The following is a 15,886-nucleotide window of genomic DNA, read 5'->3' on the forward strand; positions in this document are numbered from 1 at the left end:
TTTGCTTATTTTCGTAAATTTCCCTAATTTTTACTTTTGGATTATGATGACTAAAAAGGAGGTTGATAGAATGTCAATTCAGTTAAAAAAAGACATTATATTATTAAATCCACAAGGAAATTGTGAAGAGTTGTTAGGAAAACTGCAGCTCCCTTTTTCAGTTGTTCACCAAAATGTATCAATGGATTTTACGCTACCTACTAACCCTATTGAATTTGTAAACAGTTTTGTTGTTGTTCAATTATTACGGATGAAAGCTCCACACCCTTCCCTATGTTATATGAATGTTAAAAGAGTCGTTAGTTTTAATGGCGAGATCTTGCCTTTACCCCGTAGTAGACATGAAGCAATAACTTTCTTTCAAAAGCTATCAAATAGAAGACATTTAGTTACTTCAGCAGTGGGAATCCGTTATGATGATAAAATCTCATCATTTGTGGTAGAATCTGAAGTTTTAATGCACCATTTATCCAAAAAAATAATTGTACAATATATCGAAACAGGGGAACCTTTTGAACAAGATGTTGGTTATAATATAATGGGAGTTGGACAGAATTTAGTGAAGAGGATTGACGGAAGTAAATATAATGTTGCGGGGTTACCATTAGATGTACTGAAAAAATTTTTAACAGATAAAGAGATTATATCTGTTGAAGAGGGGGAATCAGTTTATGGCAACTTCAACTAGTGTTGAAAATCCATTAATGATTCGTGACGTTCATCTTGATGATAGGCCGAGAGAAAGACTTAAGCGACAAGGTGCAGATAGTTTATCAAATCAAGAGTTATTAGCAATTCTTCTTCGAACAGGGACAAAACATGAATCTGTTCTACATGTTGCAAATCGCGTATTAACTCATTTTGAACAGCTTCACGAATTAAAGAATGCGACAATTGAAGAAATCATGTGTATCAAAGGAATTGGTGAGGCAAAAGCTATCCAATTGTTAGCATCAATTGAATTAGGTAGACGTTTACATAAAAAAAGGACCGATGAACGTTTCACCATTCGCTCACCACAAGATGCAGCCACTTATTTGATGCCAGACATGTCATCTTTATTGCAGGAAAATTTTGTGACGCTATTTTTAAATGTTAAAAACCAAATTATCCATCAGCAAACGATTTTTATAGGGAGTTTAAATGCAAGTATTGTACATCCCCGTGAAATTTTTCGTGAAGCTGTTAAGCGATCGGCTGCCTCAATTATTTGTGCACATAATCATCCGTCAGGAAACCCCTCTCCTAGCCCAGAAGATATAGATGTAACTAAGCGTTTACAAGAAGCTGGTTTAATCATCGGAATCGAATTATTAGACCATGTCATCATTGGAGATCATCAATTTATAAGTTTAAAGGAGAAAGGGTACATGTAGGACTGTAATTTTTTGCTCTTTTCCGTTATAATGAAACTTATGATTTTATGAACAGCTACGAAAGTTATGGCTAAAAGAGAAAGGAAGAACAGAATAGTGTTTGGATTAGGTGGAAAAGATGTCGGGATTGACCTCGGCACAGCAAATACATTGGTATTTTTAAAAGGTAAAGGAATCGTACTCAGAGAACCTTCTGTAGTAGCGAAAAATACAAAAACTGGCGAAATCGTTGCAGTAGGTAATGATGCCAAAAATATGATTGGTCGTACACCAGGTTCAATAGTGGCAATTCGTCCTATGAAAGATGGTGTTATCGCAGATTTCGACATTACAACTGCGATGATTGAATATTATATGAAAGAAGCTATGAAAGCTTCAGGTGGTAACTGGAAGAAACCAAATGTTATGGTTTGTGTTCCTTACGGCATTACATCTGTAGAACAACGTGCAGTAATCGATGCATCACGTCAAGCTGGTGCTAAAGAAGCTTATACAATTGAAGAACCATTTGCAGCAGCAATCGGTGCAAATCTACCAGTTTGGGAACCAACAGGTAGTATGGTAGTAGATATCGGTGGTGGTACTTCTGAAGTTGCAGTTATTTCTTTAGGCGGTATCGTAACAAGTGAATCTGTACGCGTCGGTGGGGATGCAATGGACTCTGCTATTACAGCATATATTCGTAAGACATATAACCTTACAATCGGTGAACGTACAGCTGAATCAGTTAAAATGGAAATTGGTTCTGCAAGCACTGAAGGTCCAGAAGAAAAAATGGAAATTCGCGGACGTGATTTAGTAACAGGATTACCGAAAACAATCGAAATTTCATCTGTTGAAATTGTAGATGCATTGAAAGAATCAATCGCTGCAATTATCGATGGCGTGAAAAAAACATTAGAACAAACTCCACCAGAACTTTCTGCTGACGTTATGGAAAGAGGAATTGTGTTAACTGGCGGTGGCGCTTTACTTAAAAATTTGGACAAGGTTATTAGTGATGAAACAAAAATGCCTGTATTTATCGCAGAAAATCCATTAGATTGTGTTGCAATTGGTACTGGTATGGCATTAGATCATATCGACTTAATGCGTCGTCACCAAACAAAATAAGGGGGATTAGACAATGCCACAGTTTTTCTCGAATAAGCGATTGATATTGCTGCTTGTCGGCGTAATCTTCTTAGTGGCATTGATTAGCTTTTCCTTACGCGATCGTCAAAACGCTTCTCTTCCTGAACAAATAATTAAAGATACTGTTGGTTTTGTGCAATCTATTGTTGCAAAACCAGCTAGCTATATAACAGGATTCGTCAATAATGTAGATGATTTATTAAACACCTACGATGAAAATAAACGTTTAAAATCGCGCTTGGAGGAATTTGGAACATTACAAGCTAAAGTCAATGAATTGAAAGTTGAGAATGACAAGTTAAAAGATTTAGTCGGAAAGAAAGATGATTTACGTAACTTTAATCCAATTCAAGCAAATGTCATTGCACGAAACCCTGATCAATGGGAAGAAAAACTCATTCTAAATGAGGGTTCTATGAGCGGTGTAAAGGTTAATATGGCAGTACTAACTTCAAAAGGTTTAATAGGTAAAATTGTTCAAACAACACCTTATACATCTCAAGTTGAGTTATTATCTACGAATAACTCAAATTATCGTGTATCTGCTGTTGTGGCAAATAAAAAATCAGAAGCATTTGGCCTTGTTGAAGGTTTTGAACCAAAACGTGGTGAATTGATTTTAAAAAGAATCGATTCAAGCTTACCTGTTAAAAAGGGTGATAAAGTTACAACATCTGGTCTAGGAGGGATTTTCCCTAAAGGTGTATTGATTGGTGAAATTACAAAAGTTTCTACGGATGACTATGGCTTAACAAAACTAGCTTATGTGAAACCAGCGGCTGATTTTTCTATGTTGGATCATGTTGTAATTGCTAATCGTCAATCGATTACTATTGATGGTTCTGATGGCAATAATACAAATAAAGCTATTACAGGAACTGGAGCTCAAAAATAATGGCTAGATTTCTTATACCTTTTGTAGCTGTTGTATTGTTCTTTTTAGAAACGGAGTTTTCACTCTATTCACCCATTAAATGGCATGGCCATTTATATTACCTAGTGCCTAGATTTTTGATTATTTACTTAATCTTCTTGTCAATCTACTATGACCGTAAACGTGCGATGTGGTATGGATTAGTATTTGGGGTATTGTATGATATTTTCTATATTGATATTATTGGATTATATACATTCCTCTACCCGTTTATTTGTTTTATAGCAGGTTATACAGTAAAATATATCCATCAACATCTAGCTATATCAACAATTCTTTCATTGGTGCTTGTAGCCCTATTAGAGATTGTTTTACATCAATTTTTCTTATTGATTTCTTTTACTTCGGTTCCATTTACAGAGTTTTTAAATCAAAGACTTATTCCAACTATGATTGCAAACTGTATCTATTTAATCATGCTAGGTTGGACATTTAAGTATTTGATTGAAGCTCGACTATTGAAAAACACAAGTCGATTAACGTTATAGTAGTGAAGCGTGGGGTGAAGCATTTGACAACTAAGCAACTAGTCTTGATCAAAGGAACAAAAGAAGGACTCGTGCTTCAGCTTGATGATCAATGCGCTTACTCTGATTTATTGGATGAATTAAAGCGTAAAGTCACTGAAGATGGTCTAGAAGGACAGGCAGAAGTAACAATTCATGTAGGAAACCGATATTGCTGTCAAGAGCAATTAAAAGAAATTCTTCATATTGTGCAACAATCCAAACACCTGAAAGTTTCAAAGATTAAAAGTGATGTTATTACTGTGGAAGAATGTAACCAAAAGCTTTTGAAAAGTCAATCTGCAACTTACATAGGAATTGTACGTTCTGGACAAGAAATACGAGCTGAAGGCGATCTTGTTGTTATTGGCGATGTTAATCCCAATGGTAAAGTAGTTGCTGGAGGTAGTATTTATGTTATGGGACGTTTGAAGGGGATTGCACATGCAGGGGCACAAGGAAATCGTGATTGTGTGATTGCTGCTTCATGGTTAGAAGCAACTCATTTAAAGATTGCGGATCTAATGGAATTGATGACCAATGAGGTGACAATTCTAGCAGAAAAACCTGAAATGGAATGTGCTTATATTCATTCAAACGGACAAATTGCTATTGACCGTTTACAGGATTTACGTATTTTAAGACCAAATTTATCGACATTTAAGGGAGGAAGCTAATGTGGGTGAAGCTATTGTAATTACTTCTGGTAAAGGTGGAGTAGGGAAAACAACTACTACTGCCAATTTAGGTACTGCATTGGCCCTTCAAAATAAAAAAGTATGCTTAATAGACACAGATATTGGTTTGCGCAACTTAGACGTGATTTTAGGTTTAGAAAACCGTATTATCTATGATTTAGTAGATACTGTTGAAGGGCGTTGTAAAATTCAGCAGGCATTGGTAAAAGATAAACGTTTTGATGATTTACTATTTTTATTGCCAGCTGCTCAAACTTCCGATAAGAATGCTGTAACTCCTCAGCAAATGAAGACGTTAGTGGAAGAGTTAAAACTAGATTTTGACTATGTCCTAATTGACTGTCCTGCCGGAATTGAACAAGGTTATAAAAATGCCGTTGCTGGTGCTGACAGAGCGATTGTTGTTACAACGCCTGAAATTTCAGCAGTTCGTGATGCTGACCGAATTATTGGTTTATTAGAACAAGAAGAAATAGAACCGCCTAAACTCATTATTAACCGTATTCGACCACAGTTAATGAAAAACGGAGATTCAATGGATGTCAATGAAATTACAACACATCTATCTATAGATTTATTAGGAATCATTCCTGATGATGAACAAGTAATCCGTTCTTCAAACAAAGGTGAACCGATTGTAATGGAGCCTTCTACACAAGCTGCTATTGCTTATCGTAATATTGTGCGTAGAATTTTAGGTGAATCTGTGCCGCTTATGTCATTAGAAAATGAACATAAAGGTGTATTTGCAAAAATTAAAGCTTTATTTGCTAAATAATTATTTAGACATTTATGAAAAGAGTTTCTAGAGAGGTAATAATCTCTAGAGACTCTTTTTTCATTTTTACGATGCTTGGCTCATAAACTGAAAGAAAATGCAGTTTTGGGGTGGTAGTTCTTGAAAAAGTGGAAACTAATGTTGTTTGTCGCATTCTTATTATTTAGTGTAATCGTATTAGAAAAAAAGCAAATAATAAATAGTGATGTAACGGCCTACGTATTATCAAACGATGATTTATTAATTCTTACAAATTGGACAAAGGATGTATTTCATGATGAAAAAGTAACTGTTACAGCTCCTGTTATAGACTCACGGATAGGTGAATTTAACACAATGCAATCCTTTTCGAATGGAGTGTTATTATCCTACGATAAGCCTTTGACTATTTATGCGAAGCATGAAGGGTTTGTTATTTTTACAGGACATACAAAGTCTCTTGGTAAAACAATGACAATTACATACGAAACAGGGGAAAGAGTAACGTATGGATTATTAAAATCATTAGACTATTTACCATATACGACTATTAGAGAGGGAGAACCTCTTGCAACAATGGATTCAGGGACGTTCTATTTGCAAGTAGAAAGAAAAGGAGCAATGTTGGATCCAGATTCGTTAAAGGATTGGCTTCGTTGATGCGGAAGCTTAAGCTTCATCCTACACTCTTGCCTTTAATAGTATGGTTGATCATTACTGGGCAATTCTCTAACTATGCATTACTTTTCATATCGCTATGTTTGCATGAATTTGGCCATTTACTCATTGCCTATATATTAAAAGTCAAAATAAAAACATGCATAATCATGCCATATGGAGGAGAAATTCAATTTGCAACGAGATGGTTAATAACGAAAAAACAGCAATTGTTAATCGCTTTAGGTGGTCCAATTGCAACATTGATCATATATATATGCGCATTTTTCTTACCAAAAACTTTAAGTGAACCTTTACAATCGATACAAATTATTTTGTTGTTGATCAATTTATTGCCTATTTGGCCACTAGATGGAGGTCGGATTTTAGAAATAATATGGAGTGAAAAAAAGTCGTTACAAGCTACCAAAACGTCATTTTTATTAGTATCAATTACTTTTTGTATCACCTGTTTTGTAATTTCACTTTGGTATTTTCCGCAATCTATCTATTTTATGCTTATTCTTGTTTTGCTTTTTTTTCAAAATATCCAAGCTTTTCGATACAGAAAATATGAACAAGCATTTGAAAACGTTGTGTTAAATAGGTTGACGTCATAGTTTTTGTGTGGTAATATTTTAACGTTATGTAGCACCCGTGCTACAACCGCACTGAAAAGGTTACTTTAAGAATTCCTTGTGAATCACCTATTGAGGGCGAGTCTGAGACTTTGAGGAGGTGCAGTTATGTACGCAATTATTGAAACTGGTGGTAAACAAGTTAAAGTAGAAGCTGGCCAAGAAATCTACGTTGAAAAAATCAACGCTGAAGCTGGTGAAACAGTTACTTTTGACAAAGTTCTTTTCGTTGGTGGCGAAGATGTTAAAGTTGGAGCTCCTTTCGTTGAAGGCGCAACAGTTACAGCTAAAGTTGAAAAACAAGGCCGTGCTAAAAAAGTTGTTGTTTTCAAATTGAAAGCTAAAAAGAACTACCGTCGTAAACAAGGTCACCGTCAACCTTACACTAAACTAGTTGTTGAATCTATCAACGCTTAATAGTGAGGTGATAATATGATCACTGTTGGAATTCATAGCGATGAAAATCGTAAATCTTATGGATTTGAAATTTCAGGTCATGCCTATTCTGGTGAACCTGGTCATGATTTAGTTTGTGCGGGCGCATCCGCCATTGCCTTTGGTACGGTGAATGCAATTGGACAACTACTACAATTACAACCAGGCATAGAACAAGGTGAAAATGGGGGATATCTATCCTGCATAATTGACCAAAATGATCTTGACGCTGAAACCGATGCAAAACTGCAAATTATTCTTCAAACAATGGTAACACAAGTATATACGATGGTTGCTAGTTATGGAGATTTTATCGAGTTAAAATATAAGATGATCTAGGAGGTGGAACATATGTTACTAGTATCTTTAGATTTACAATTCTTCTCTTCTAAAAAAGGTGTAGGTTCTACTAAGAACGGTCGTGACTCTGAAGCAAAACGTTTAGGTGCTAAACGTGCTGATGGTCAATTCGCTACTGCTGGTTCTATTTTATACCGTCAACGCGGTACTAAAATCTATCCAGGAGAAAACGTTGGTCGCGGTGGAGACGATACTTTATTCGCAAAAGTTGATGGCGTTGTTAAATTTGAACGCTTTGGTCGCGATAAACGTAAAGTCAGCGTGTACCCAGTTGCTCAAGAAGCATAATGAATACAAAAGGACTGCATTAGTGCAGTCCTTTTTATATTCAAAAAATTTATTCTAAAAAATGAAATTTGCAATACAAATTCGGCTTTTACAATAATTTGTGAAAGTCGAATTTTTCTTATTAGGAGCAAAATCATTTAAAAATTGGTATACTGTAAGATGAACATCTCATCGAAGGAGAGTGAAAGATGAAGAACATTAAGACACTCACCGTAAATGAAGCACTACGTTTTGCTAACCATGACTTTCTAAATCAACTTCAACTGATTAAAATGAATCTTGATCTAGGTAGAACAGATTCAGCAAAGAATGCTGTAGAGGAAATTGCTGAACAAAGTAAAACCTTTTTCAATATCAATAAATTAGGACTTCCCAAAACAATTGAATGGATCCATACATTAGGATGGCGATACCCAAGCTTCCATGTTACGATTCAGAGTATAGTTGAACATGAAGTAGATTCTACATTAGATGATGCTATTTCTAATTATTTAGAACAATCCATCTTGCATATCTACCCATCATTAGATCCATTTACTGAACAAAATCTTTCGTTACAACTTTATTCAACAGAACAGCAATTTGAAATTGTATTTCATGCAAAAGGTCATTGGAACGAAAAAGAAGTATTCAAACAACCGTTAACTTCAAAGCTAACGATTGAAGATGAGCAATATTCAGAACAGGAATGGCAATATGTCATTTCGAGTCAGGAGGAAAGACTTTAATGTTTGTCGACCACGTAAAAGTGTATGTTAAAGGTGGAGATGGCGGGAATGGTATGGTAGCCTTCCGTCGTGAAAAATTTGTACCAAATGGTGGCCCTGCTGGTGGAGATGGTGGTAAGGGTGGTGACGTAGTATTCGTAGTAGACGAAGGATTACGTACATTAATGGATTTCCGTTATAAACGCCATTTCAAAGCTGACCGTGGAGAACATGGTATGAGTAAAAACCAACATGGTAAAAAAGCAGAGCCTTTATATGTTTCTGTCCCACCTGGTACAGTTGTTACCGAAGAAGAAACAGGTAGAGTAATTGCAGACTTAGTTGAACATGGTCAAAAAGCGGTCATCGCAAAAGGTGGACGTGGAGGCCGTGGTAACTCTCGTTTTGCTACACCTGCAAATCCTGCGCCAGAACTTTCTGAAAAAGGGGAGCCAGGACAAGAACTTAATGTTATATTAGAGTTAAAAGTATTAGCTGATGTTGGTTTAGTTGGATTCCCGAGTGTAGGGAAATCTACATTATTATCTGTTGTTACATCAGCAAAACCGAAAATCGGAGCTTATCATTTTACAACAATTGTACCAAACTTAGGAATGGTACGAATTGATGATGGAAGAAGTTTCGCAATGGCCGATCTTCCAGGACTTATTGAAGGGGCTTCTGAAGGTGTAGGTTTAGGACACCAATTCCTACGACATATCGAACGTACTAGAGTAATCGTCCATGTTATTGATATGTCTGGTATGGAAGGTCGCGACCCATACGAAGATTATTTGACTATCAACAAAGAGTTAGAACAATATAATATGCGTTTAACAGAACGTCCACAAATTATTGTTGCAAATAAAATGGACATGCCTGATGCTGAAGAAAACTTAAAAGTATTCAAAGATCAACTAGCTGAGGATGCAAAAATTTTCCCTATTTCCGCTGTCTCTCGTCAAGGATTAAAAGAGATGTTATTTGCAGTTGCAGATTTATTAGATGAAACACCTGAATTCCCACTTCATGAAATAGAAGATGAAGAAACAGACGCAACTGTTCTATATAAACATGAAGCTAAAGGTGAAGATTTTGTTATCAGTCGTGATGATGATGGAGCTTATGTATTAACAGGCTATACAATTGAACGCTTATTTAAAATGACAGACTTTAGCCGTGAAGAATCAGTACGTCGTTTCTCACGTCAATTACGTGGTATGGGTGTTGATGAAGCACTACGTGAACGCGGTGCTAAAAACGGTGATACTGTTCGCTTATTAGAATTTGAGTTTGACTTTGTAGAGTAATTATAGGGGGGAAAAAGATGAAAAACATTGCAGATCAACGCTATTATTTAGTACGCGAAGATGTGTTAACAGATGCCATGCAAAAAACATTAGAAGCAAAGCACTTGTTGCAAACAGGTGCTGTTACTTCTATATGGGATGCTGTTAAACAAGTCGATTTATCAAGAAGTGCGTTTTATAAATATCGAGATGCTGTTTTCCCCTTTCACTCTATTGTACAAGAACGTATTTTAACAGTTTTTTTACAGCTAGAGGACCGAAAAGGGACGCTAGCTCGACTACTATCCACCGTAACAGATACACATTGCAACGTGCTAACAATACATCAAACGATTCCGATTCAAGGACGAGCAAATGTTACGTTATCACTAGATGTGACAGCAATGGATGTAGAGTTAGATGAATTATTACAGAGTCTTAAAAAATTAGACTTTGTAGAGTCAGCAGAGGTAATTAGTTCAGGCGCATTATAAGGAGGCATTTCGATTTGGCAGCTAGAGAATGGGAAAATAGAGTAGCTTATTTAGGTCCAAAAGGTACGTTTACTAATTTAGCAGCACAAGAACTATTTCAAAATGAATGGATGATTCCATATAAAACTATTCCGGAATGTATTGAAGCTGTGGCTGAAGAACAAGTTGAATTAGCCATTGTTCCTTTAGAAAACGCTCTAGAGGGTACTGTCCCGTTGACTATCGACTATTTATACCATGAAGTTAATTTATACGTTGTAGGAGAGGTATTAACACCTATTGAGCAACATTTAATGGTACATAAAAAGCAAGTAGAAAATTGGGAGAAGAATATCCAGGGTATCTATTCTCATCCTCATGCCTTAGCGCAATGTCATAAATATTTATATTATCGCTTTAAAGGTGTTCCTTTACATCAAACAACATCTACTGCAGCAGCAGCGAAGTTAGTTTCTGAACATCCAGATGATTGTATCGCTGCAATTGGAAATTTAGCTGCAGCCGAAACATATAATTTAGAAATTGTGCAACCAGGAGTTCATGATTTCCATTTTAATCATACTCGGTTCGTCATACTTTCCAAAAAGAATCGCCGTATTGAATTAGCAGAACGTGAGGCACAGATTAAAACAACGCTTATGGTTGAATTACCAGACGATCGTTCAGGTGCATTACATCAAATTTTATCTGTATTCGCATGGCGTAAGATTAATTTAAGCAAAATCGAATCGAGACCTTTAAAAACAGGTTTAGGTAATTATTTCTTCATCTTAGATGTGTTAGAAGATGAAAATGCTCCAATGATGAATGGTGCTATGGAGGAACTTGCTGCTCTCGGTTGCTCTGTTAAGACTCTAGGAAGCTATTACACTTACAAGCATCATTCCAAACAAGATATAAAAAAAGTGTCCAAATCATAAATTTGGACACTTTTTTATTTCTACGAAAGTAGATACCCTTTTTCTTTTAATAATTTTTCAGCTAAGTCTAGTTGCGCTTCGGATGGAGCAGAAATGGTATGGAGATGAGCGCCGTCTGTTAATGCCATTAAGGGACTTGCATTAGTTTCTTGAAGCTTTTTCAAAAATTGTTGTACATCAAATCGATTTTTAACCATAATATTAGCTGTTATTTCACCGTATACTGGATGTTCAACTGTTACGTCTTTTACCGTAATGCCTGCATCAACTAGAGTGTTTAATTCGTCTTCTGTTTGCTCTGAAGTATGCAAAGCTGCAATTTGACGTTCGTAATTTTGTACACTTTCATGCTGATTAAAATATAGATACCCCTGACTAGTGGCGATAATTGGTTCATTTCTCGCTTTTAACAAGGCAATATCATTGACGATTACTTGTCTTGAAACACTTGCTCTTTTCGCTAATTCAGTTCCAGTGATGGCTGTTTCTTCTGTCTTTAATAAATTTAATAAAAACGCTCTCCGCTCTTCACCAAGTAATTTTTTCATATATAACACCTCAAAATACAAGCATAAATAGTACTTCTACATTCATAGTGTAACATGAAAGGCGTAAACAAATAAGATTCGAGTGTCCAAATAATGATGCTTTTCATATTGTATAGAGACGGAAGGAGGAAAAACGTGCGCGTTCATACTGTCAAAAAGGGCGAAACTCTCTGGAAAATCGCAAGGCAATACGGTGTTCCTTTTGAGGACATGAAAAGATTAAACGCCCATTTAGCTAATCCTGATTACATTGTTCCAGGAATGGAATTATTTTTACCTGATGCGCCCAAAAAGGAATTACCTCAGAAACAGGTGGAAGAATCTTCTGTAGCGCAGCCGAAGGAGCAACCGGTAGTAAGACCAAAAGAACAACCGGTGGCACCAAAACCAAAGGAGCAACCAGTAGCAAAGCCAAAAGAGCAACCAGTAGCGCCAAAGCCAAAGGAGCAACCGATAGCAAAACCAAAAGAACAGCCGGTGGCACCAAAGCCAAAAGAACAGCCAATTTCAAAGCCGAAAGAACAACCAGTCTTACCAAAACCAAAAGAGCAACCAATTGTAAGACCAAAAGAACAGCCGATTAAAGTAAAAGAGCAACCAAAAGCACCTCCAAAAGAAATGCCTATACCAATTGAAGAACCCAAACCAATACCTCATATACATCCATATGAAGAAGCCCGCCCCGTCAGAGCAAGAATCGAGATAATAGAACAACATGAGGAGGAATTCTTTATCAAACCGGAACATGAAAATAAGCAGGAACCAATCTGTGAACCATGTACAAAGGAAGTCCAGATGCCAGCACCAATCCCGATCCCTACTCCACCACCAATGCCAATGCCAGTACCGGTGCAAATGCCGTGTCAACCAATGCCAATTCCATGCCAACCAATGCCAATCCCATGTCAACCAATCGTAGCACAACCACAACCGTGTGGCTGTGGTGGACATCAAATGATGCAGCAATGGCCTGCAGCAATGCAGCCGGCACAGATGATGCAGCAATGGCCCGCAGCAATGCAGCCAGCACAGATGATGCAGCAATGGCCCGCAGCAATGCAGCCAGCGCCAATGATGCAGCAATGGCCAACACAGAATATGGCTCAACAATGGTCCGAATCCATGATGTCACCAATGGAAGAAATGCCAATGGCTGCGCCAAACTGGAATATGCCAGAATCTACAAGAGAATGTGAATCATCAATATATGAAACTACTCAACAGCAACAAGTAGATGCGTGGCAGAACATGCCGGCGATTCCTTATGCACAGCATGCTGAATCTTGGAACTTTGCACCACCAATGTCTTATCAGCCAATGCCATACCAACATATGATGTGGCCTGGACATGGACATTGTTGTTCACCGTATCCACCAGTTCATCATTATCCACAACCACAACCATATTACATGCAAGATTTCCCGCAAGCAGGTAATGAGTGGTAATACGTGAGCAACTTCGACGTGAAAAAGAAGATTAAATCTAATGTCTGGCATTGTCAGTTAGATAAAAAAGAATTTGTTATGAAAAAGTACGATAATTTAGCGGTTGCTAAAAAAGTAAAAGCGATTCATGAAAGTCTTGCTGACATTCAGTTTCCGCATACGTTATCAGAAGTTAAGTTAGAAGATAAAAACATACTTATACAACCATGGATAAAAAATGCTAGAGCATTTAATTATCAATCCAGATTGGATCGTACAAATTCTCTAGCAATTTTACATCAGCTACATCAAACCGGAGAAAAAATAGATTGGTCAAAAGAAGAATTTCGTTTACCAACATATGATTTGAGACTTAAATGGCAAGAAAGGTTACAGAAATTCATGTTGCATTATACACAAGTATCTGTATACCTTGGTGCAGACAATTGTAATCAGTTAATCTTATATGCTCAAGAAGCGTTAGCAGGATTTAAACACCTAGAACCTTTAAAAAGTGAAAAGACATTACTTCATGGAGATATCGTACATCATAACTTTTTAAAGAGTTCGAATGGGAAAAACATTTTAATAGATTTTGATTTGGCTTCTTATGGGCACCCAGAGGAAGAACTGATTATGTGGATGCATCGGGTACTGCCAAACGTAAATTACAATTTAAATGCATTACTTAGAGAACAACCATCACTTAAAAGAGTACCAGAAACATACTTACAGACATTACGTTTTCCTAACGAGTTATTACGTGAATGGATGTATGTAAAAAACGTAATAACGGAAAGACAACAGGCATTTGTAGAAGAACTAATAAGCTTTACGGAAGTCGCGCTCTCTTCATGGCCAAAACTGTGGTATGATTGTGGTAAGTGAAAATAGTATAAAAGCAAGTTTTCTAGGATAGGCCGGTTTTGGCCTATCTTTTTTCACTATTAAAGTAGGTTGACGTTTTATGACATATATAAAATTATGCTATAATCGATAGCGTTGAACAAAAGGAGAATTGCTATGTATGACTACATAATGGGGACTGTTACTCGTGTAACGCCTGAATATATTGTGATTGAGCAACAAGGGATTGGCTGGCAATTATATACGCCAAATCCATTTGCATTTCAAGTGAATAAGGAAACAATAAAGGTCTTTACTCATTTACATGTACGTGAAGATGCACAACTATTATTTGCTTTTAAAACGTTAGAACAACGTGAATTATTCCGCAAACTTATTCAAGTATCAGGAATTGGACCAAAAGGTGCATTGGCAATATTAGCAAGTGGTAACCCTAGTCAAGTAATTTCTGCTATTGAACAAGAGGATGAAAAATTCCTAGTAAAATTCCCTGGAGTCGGTAAGAAAACAGCTAGACAAATGATTTTAGATTTGAAAGGGAAGTTAGATAGTTTACTTGGAGATATAGAATTACCTAGTGCTGACGACGAATTACCATTGTTCGGTGTAAATCCGAATAAGCATGAATTAGAGGAGGCGCTTTTAGCCCTTAGTGCTCTTGGCTATTCTGAAAGAGAGCTTACGAAGATTCACCCACAATTGGATGAAGATGATCGTTTAAGCACAACAGAAGAGTATATGAAACAAGCTTTGAAACTTTTGTTAAAACAACAGTAGATAGAAAGGAGGTAATACAATGGATGACCGTGTCGTTTCAAGTGAAGCTACAAAAGATGATGATCAGTATGAATTGTCGTTACGTCCCCAAAACCTTGTGCAATATATAGGGCAGGATAAAGTAAAAGAGAATTTGAAGATTTTCATAGAAGCTGCTAAAATGCGCGAAGAGAGTCTTGACCATGTCCTGCTATATGGACCTCCTGGACTTGGTAAAACAACGTTGGCAGCAGTTATTGCCAATGAAATGGGCGTTAATATTCGTATGACAAGTGGCCCAGCGATTGAAAGACCAGGAGATTTAGCTGCTATTGTCAGTTCACTTGAACCGGGAGATGTCTTATTTATCGATGAAATTCATCGATTACCACGAGCTATTGAAGAAGTTTTATATCCTGCTATGGAAGACTTTTGTTTAGATATTGTAGTAGGGAAGGGACCTCAAGCACGTTCAGTAAGACTAGATTTGCCTCCTTTTACATTAGTTGGTGCAACAACGAGAGCTGGAGCACTATCTGCTCCACTTAGAGACCGTTTTGGTGTATTATTACGTTTAGACTACTATGATGAATATTCATTGACTGAAATTGTTCGTAGAAGCTCTGAATTGTTTGGAGTGAATATCGATAAAATTGCAGCAGGAGAGATTGCAAGGCGCTCTCGTGGAACACCGAGAATTGCCAACCGTCTTTTAAAACGAGTGCGTGATTATGCTCAAGTAATTGGAGACGGTGATATTACCCTTAAATTAGCACAAGACGCATTAGAACTTCTTCAAGTTGATCCGCTTGGATTAGATCATATAGATCATAAACTAATTGAGAATATGATTGAACGCTTCCGTGGGGGACCAGTAGGGTTAGATACTATTGCCGCAAGCATTGGAGAAGAATCGATGACTATTGAAGACGTATATGAACCATATTTAATGCAGATTGGTTTTATCCAAAGAACACCAAGAGGTCGCATAGCTACTGCACTTGCATATGAACATTTTGGCTTTGCTTATCCATCAGGGTCATAATTTGATGTGAAATTGGATATTTCTATAAATCCATTAACAAACCAAATAATAA

General features: G+C 36.8%; 21 protein-coding genes and 1 other annotated feature. Of the genes, 20 read left to right on the forward strand and 1 reads right to left on the reverse strand.

Translation table 11 applies throughout. From position 1 onward, the window contains the following. Positions 1-70: 70 nt before the first annotated feature. The 16 genes from Q0977_RS03930 (at position 71) to pheA (ending at position 11,193) form a co-directional block, all read left to right on the forward strand. On the forward strand, positions 71-688 hold the full coding sequence (locus Q0977_RS03930) for a nucleoside triphosphate pyrophosphatase (protein ID WP_158582352.1): 618 nt from the start codon (positions 71-73) through the stop codon (positions 686-688). Positions 689-704: 16 nt separating this feature from the next. Beyond that, positions 705-1,376, forward strand: coding sequence for a DNA repair protein RadC (gene radC, locus Q0977_RS03935; protein ID WP_147414477.1), 672 nt, complete (start codon positions 705-707; stop codon positions 1,374-1,376). A gap of 96 nt (positions 1,377-1,472) precedes the next feature. Beyond that, the gene (locus Q0977_RS03940; RefSeq protein ID WP_119415792.1) at positions 1,473-2,489 is read left to right on the forward strand and encodes a rod shape-determining protein; all 1,017 of its coding nucleotides are present in this window, start codon (positions 1,473-1,475) and stop codon (positions 2,487-2,489) included. Between the two features lie 13 nt (positions 2,490-2,502). Continuing rightward, positions 2,503-3,405, forward strand: coding sequence for a rod shape-determining protein MreC (mreC, locus tag Q0977_RS03945; protein WP_119415793.1), 903 nt, complete (start codon positions 2,503-2,505; stop codon positions 3,403-3,405). Next, positions 3,405-3,932, forward strand: coding sequence for a rod shape-determining protein MreD (mreD, locus tag Q0977_RS03950; protein WP_119415794.1), 528 nt, complete (start codon positions 3,405-3,407; stop codon positions 3,930-3,932). The genes mreC and mreD overlap by 1 nt, the downstream gene beginning before the upstream one ends. Before the next feature lie 23 nt (positions 3,933-3,955). After that, positions 3,956-4,627: a septum site-determining protein MinC gene (gene minC, locus Q0977_RS03955; protein ID WP_119415795.1), complete on the forward strand. Its 672-nt coding sequence runs from the start codon at positions 3,956-3,958 to the stop codon at positions 4,625-4,627. 1 nt (position 4,628) lies between these two features. Continuing rightward, positions 4,629-5,426, forward strand: coding sequence for a septum site-determining protein MinD (gene minD, locus Q0977_RS03960; protein ID WP_119415796.1), 798 nt, complete (start codon positions 4,629-4,631; stop codon positions 5,424-5,426). Positions 5,427-5,546: 120 nt separating this feature from the next. After that, positions 5,547-6,065, forward strand: coding sequence for a peptidoglycan DD-metalloendopeptidase family protein (locus tag Q0977_RS03965; protein WP_119415797.1), 519 nt, complete (start codon positions 5,547-5,549; stop codon positions 6,063-6,065). Then, a complete protein-coding gene (locus Q0977_RS03970) occupies positions 6,065-6,682 on the forward strand; it encodes a site-2 protease family protein (protein ID WP_299510828.1) in 618 nt (205 codons plus the stop codon). Before Q0977_RS03965 ends, Q0977_RS03970 begins: the two co-directional genes overlap by 1 nt. A gap of 34 nt (positions 6,683-6,716) precedes the next feature. Beyond that, positions 6,717-6,796, forward strand: a sequence feature (ribosomal protein L21 leader region). A 12-nt stretch (positions 6,797-6,808) separates the two neighbouring features. Beyond that, a complete protein-coding gene (gene rplU / locus Q0977_RS03975) occupies positions 6,809-7,117 on the forward strand; it encodes a 50S ribosomal protein L21 (RefSeq protein WP_119415799.1) in 309 nt (102 codons plus the stop codon). 15 nt (positions 7,118-7,132) lie between these two features. Further along, complete coding sequence (locus tag Q0977_RS03980) at positions 7,133-7,474, forward strand: ribosomal-processing cysteine protease Prp (protein WP_119415800.1); 342 nt, start codon at positions 7,133-7,135, stop codon at positions 7,472-7,474. Positions 7,475-7,486: 12 nt separating this feature from the next. Continuing rightward, positions 7,487-7,783, forward strand: coding sequence for a 50S ribosomal protein L27 (gene rpmA / locus Q0977_RS03985; protein WP_102691199.1), 297 nt, complete (start codon positions 7,487-7,489; stop codon positions 7,781-7,783). Between the two features lie 188 nt (positions 7,784-7,971). Beyond that, positions 7,972-8,511: a Spo0B domain-containing protein gene (locus Q0977_RS03990; RefSeq protein ID WP_119416195.1), complete on the forward strand. Its 540-nt coding sequence runs from the start codon at positions 7,972-7,974 to the stop codon at positions 8,509-8,511. Next, on the forward strand, positions 8,511-9,800 hold the full coding sequence (gene obgE / locus Q0977_RS03995; RefSeq protein WP_119416194.1) for a GTPase ObgE: 1,290 nt from the start codon (positions 8,511-8,513) through the stop codon (positions 9,798-9,800). The genes Q0977_RS03990 and obgE overlap by 1 nt, the downstream gene beginning before the upstream one ends. A gap of 17 nt (positions 9,801-9,817) precedes the next feature. After that, positions 9,818-10,273 carry an ACT domain-containing protein gene (locus Q0977_RS04000; RefSeq protein WP_119416193.1) on the forward strand — a complete coding sequence of 152 codons (456 nt, stop codon included), beginning with the start codon at positions 9,818-9,820 and terminating at the stop codon, positions 10,271-10,273. A gap of 14 nt (positions 10,274-10,287) precedes the next feature. Continuing rightward, positions 10,288-11,193 carry a prephenate dehydratase gene (gene pheA, locus Q0977_RS04005; protein ID WP_299510837.1) on the forward strand — a complete coding sequence of 302 codons (906 nt, stop codon included), beginning with the start codon at positions 10,288-10,290 and terminating at the stop codon, positions 11,191-11,193. A 20-nt stretch (positions 11,194-11,213) separates the two neighbouring features. Here the strand turns inward: pheA and Q0977_RS04010 are convergent, their stop codons facing one another. Next, entirely contained in the window at positions 11,214-11,750 is a 537-nt protein-coding gene (locus tag Q0977_RS04010; protein ID WP_299510982.1) for a transcription repressor NadR, read from the reverse strand. A 126-nt stretch (positions 11,751-11,876) separates the two neighbouring features. Between Q0977_RS04010 and Q0977_RS04015 the strand changes: the two genes are divergently transcribed. The 4 genes from Q0977_RS04015 to ruvB all read left to right on the forward strand — a co-directional run bounded on the left by Q0977_RS04015 (position 11,877) and on the right by ruvB (position 15,834). Beyond that, positions 11,877-13,187 carry a LysM peptidoglycan-binding domain-containing protein gene (locus tag Q0977_RS04015; protein WP_299510839.1) on the forward strand — a complete coding sequence of 437 codons (1,311 nt, stop codon included), beginning with the start codon at positions 11,877-11,879 and terminating at the stop codon, positions 13,185-13,187. Positions 13,188-13,190: 3 nt separating this feature from the next. After that, positions 13,191-14,054, forward strand: coding sequence for an aminoglycoside phosphotransferase family protein (locus Q0977_RS04020; protein ID WP_119416171.1), 864 nt, complete (start codon positions 13,191-13,193; stop codon positions 14,052-14,054). A 135-nt stretch (positions 14,055-14,189) separates the two neighbouring features. Continuing rightward, positions 14,190-14,810, forward strand: coding sequence for a Holliday junction branch migration protein RuvA (gene ruvA, locus Q0977_RS04025; RefSeq protein ID WP_299510842.1), 621 nt, complete (start codon positions 14,190-14,192; stop codon positions 14,808-14,810). A 19-nt stretch (positions 14,811-14,829) separates the two neighbouring features. Then, on the forward strand, positions 14,830-15,834 hold the full coding sequence (gene ruvB / locus Q0977_RS04030; RefSeq protein ID WP_119416169.1) for a Holliday junction branch migration DNA helicase RuvB: 1,005 nt from the start codon (positions 14,830-14,832) through the stop codon (positions 15,832-15,834). Positions 15,835-15,886: the final 52 nt, after the last annotated feature.

Origin of the sequence: uncultured Rummeliibacillus sp. (assembly GCF_934216135.1) — a bacterium.
Classification (GTDB): domain Bacteria; phylum Bacillota; class Bacilli; order Bacillales_A; family Planococcaceae; genus Rummeliibacillus.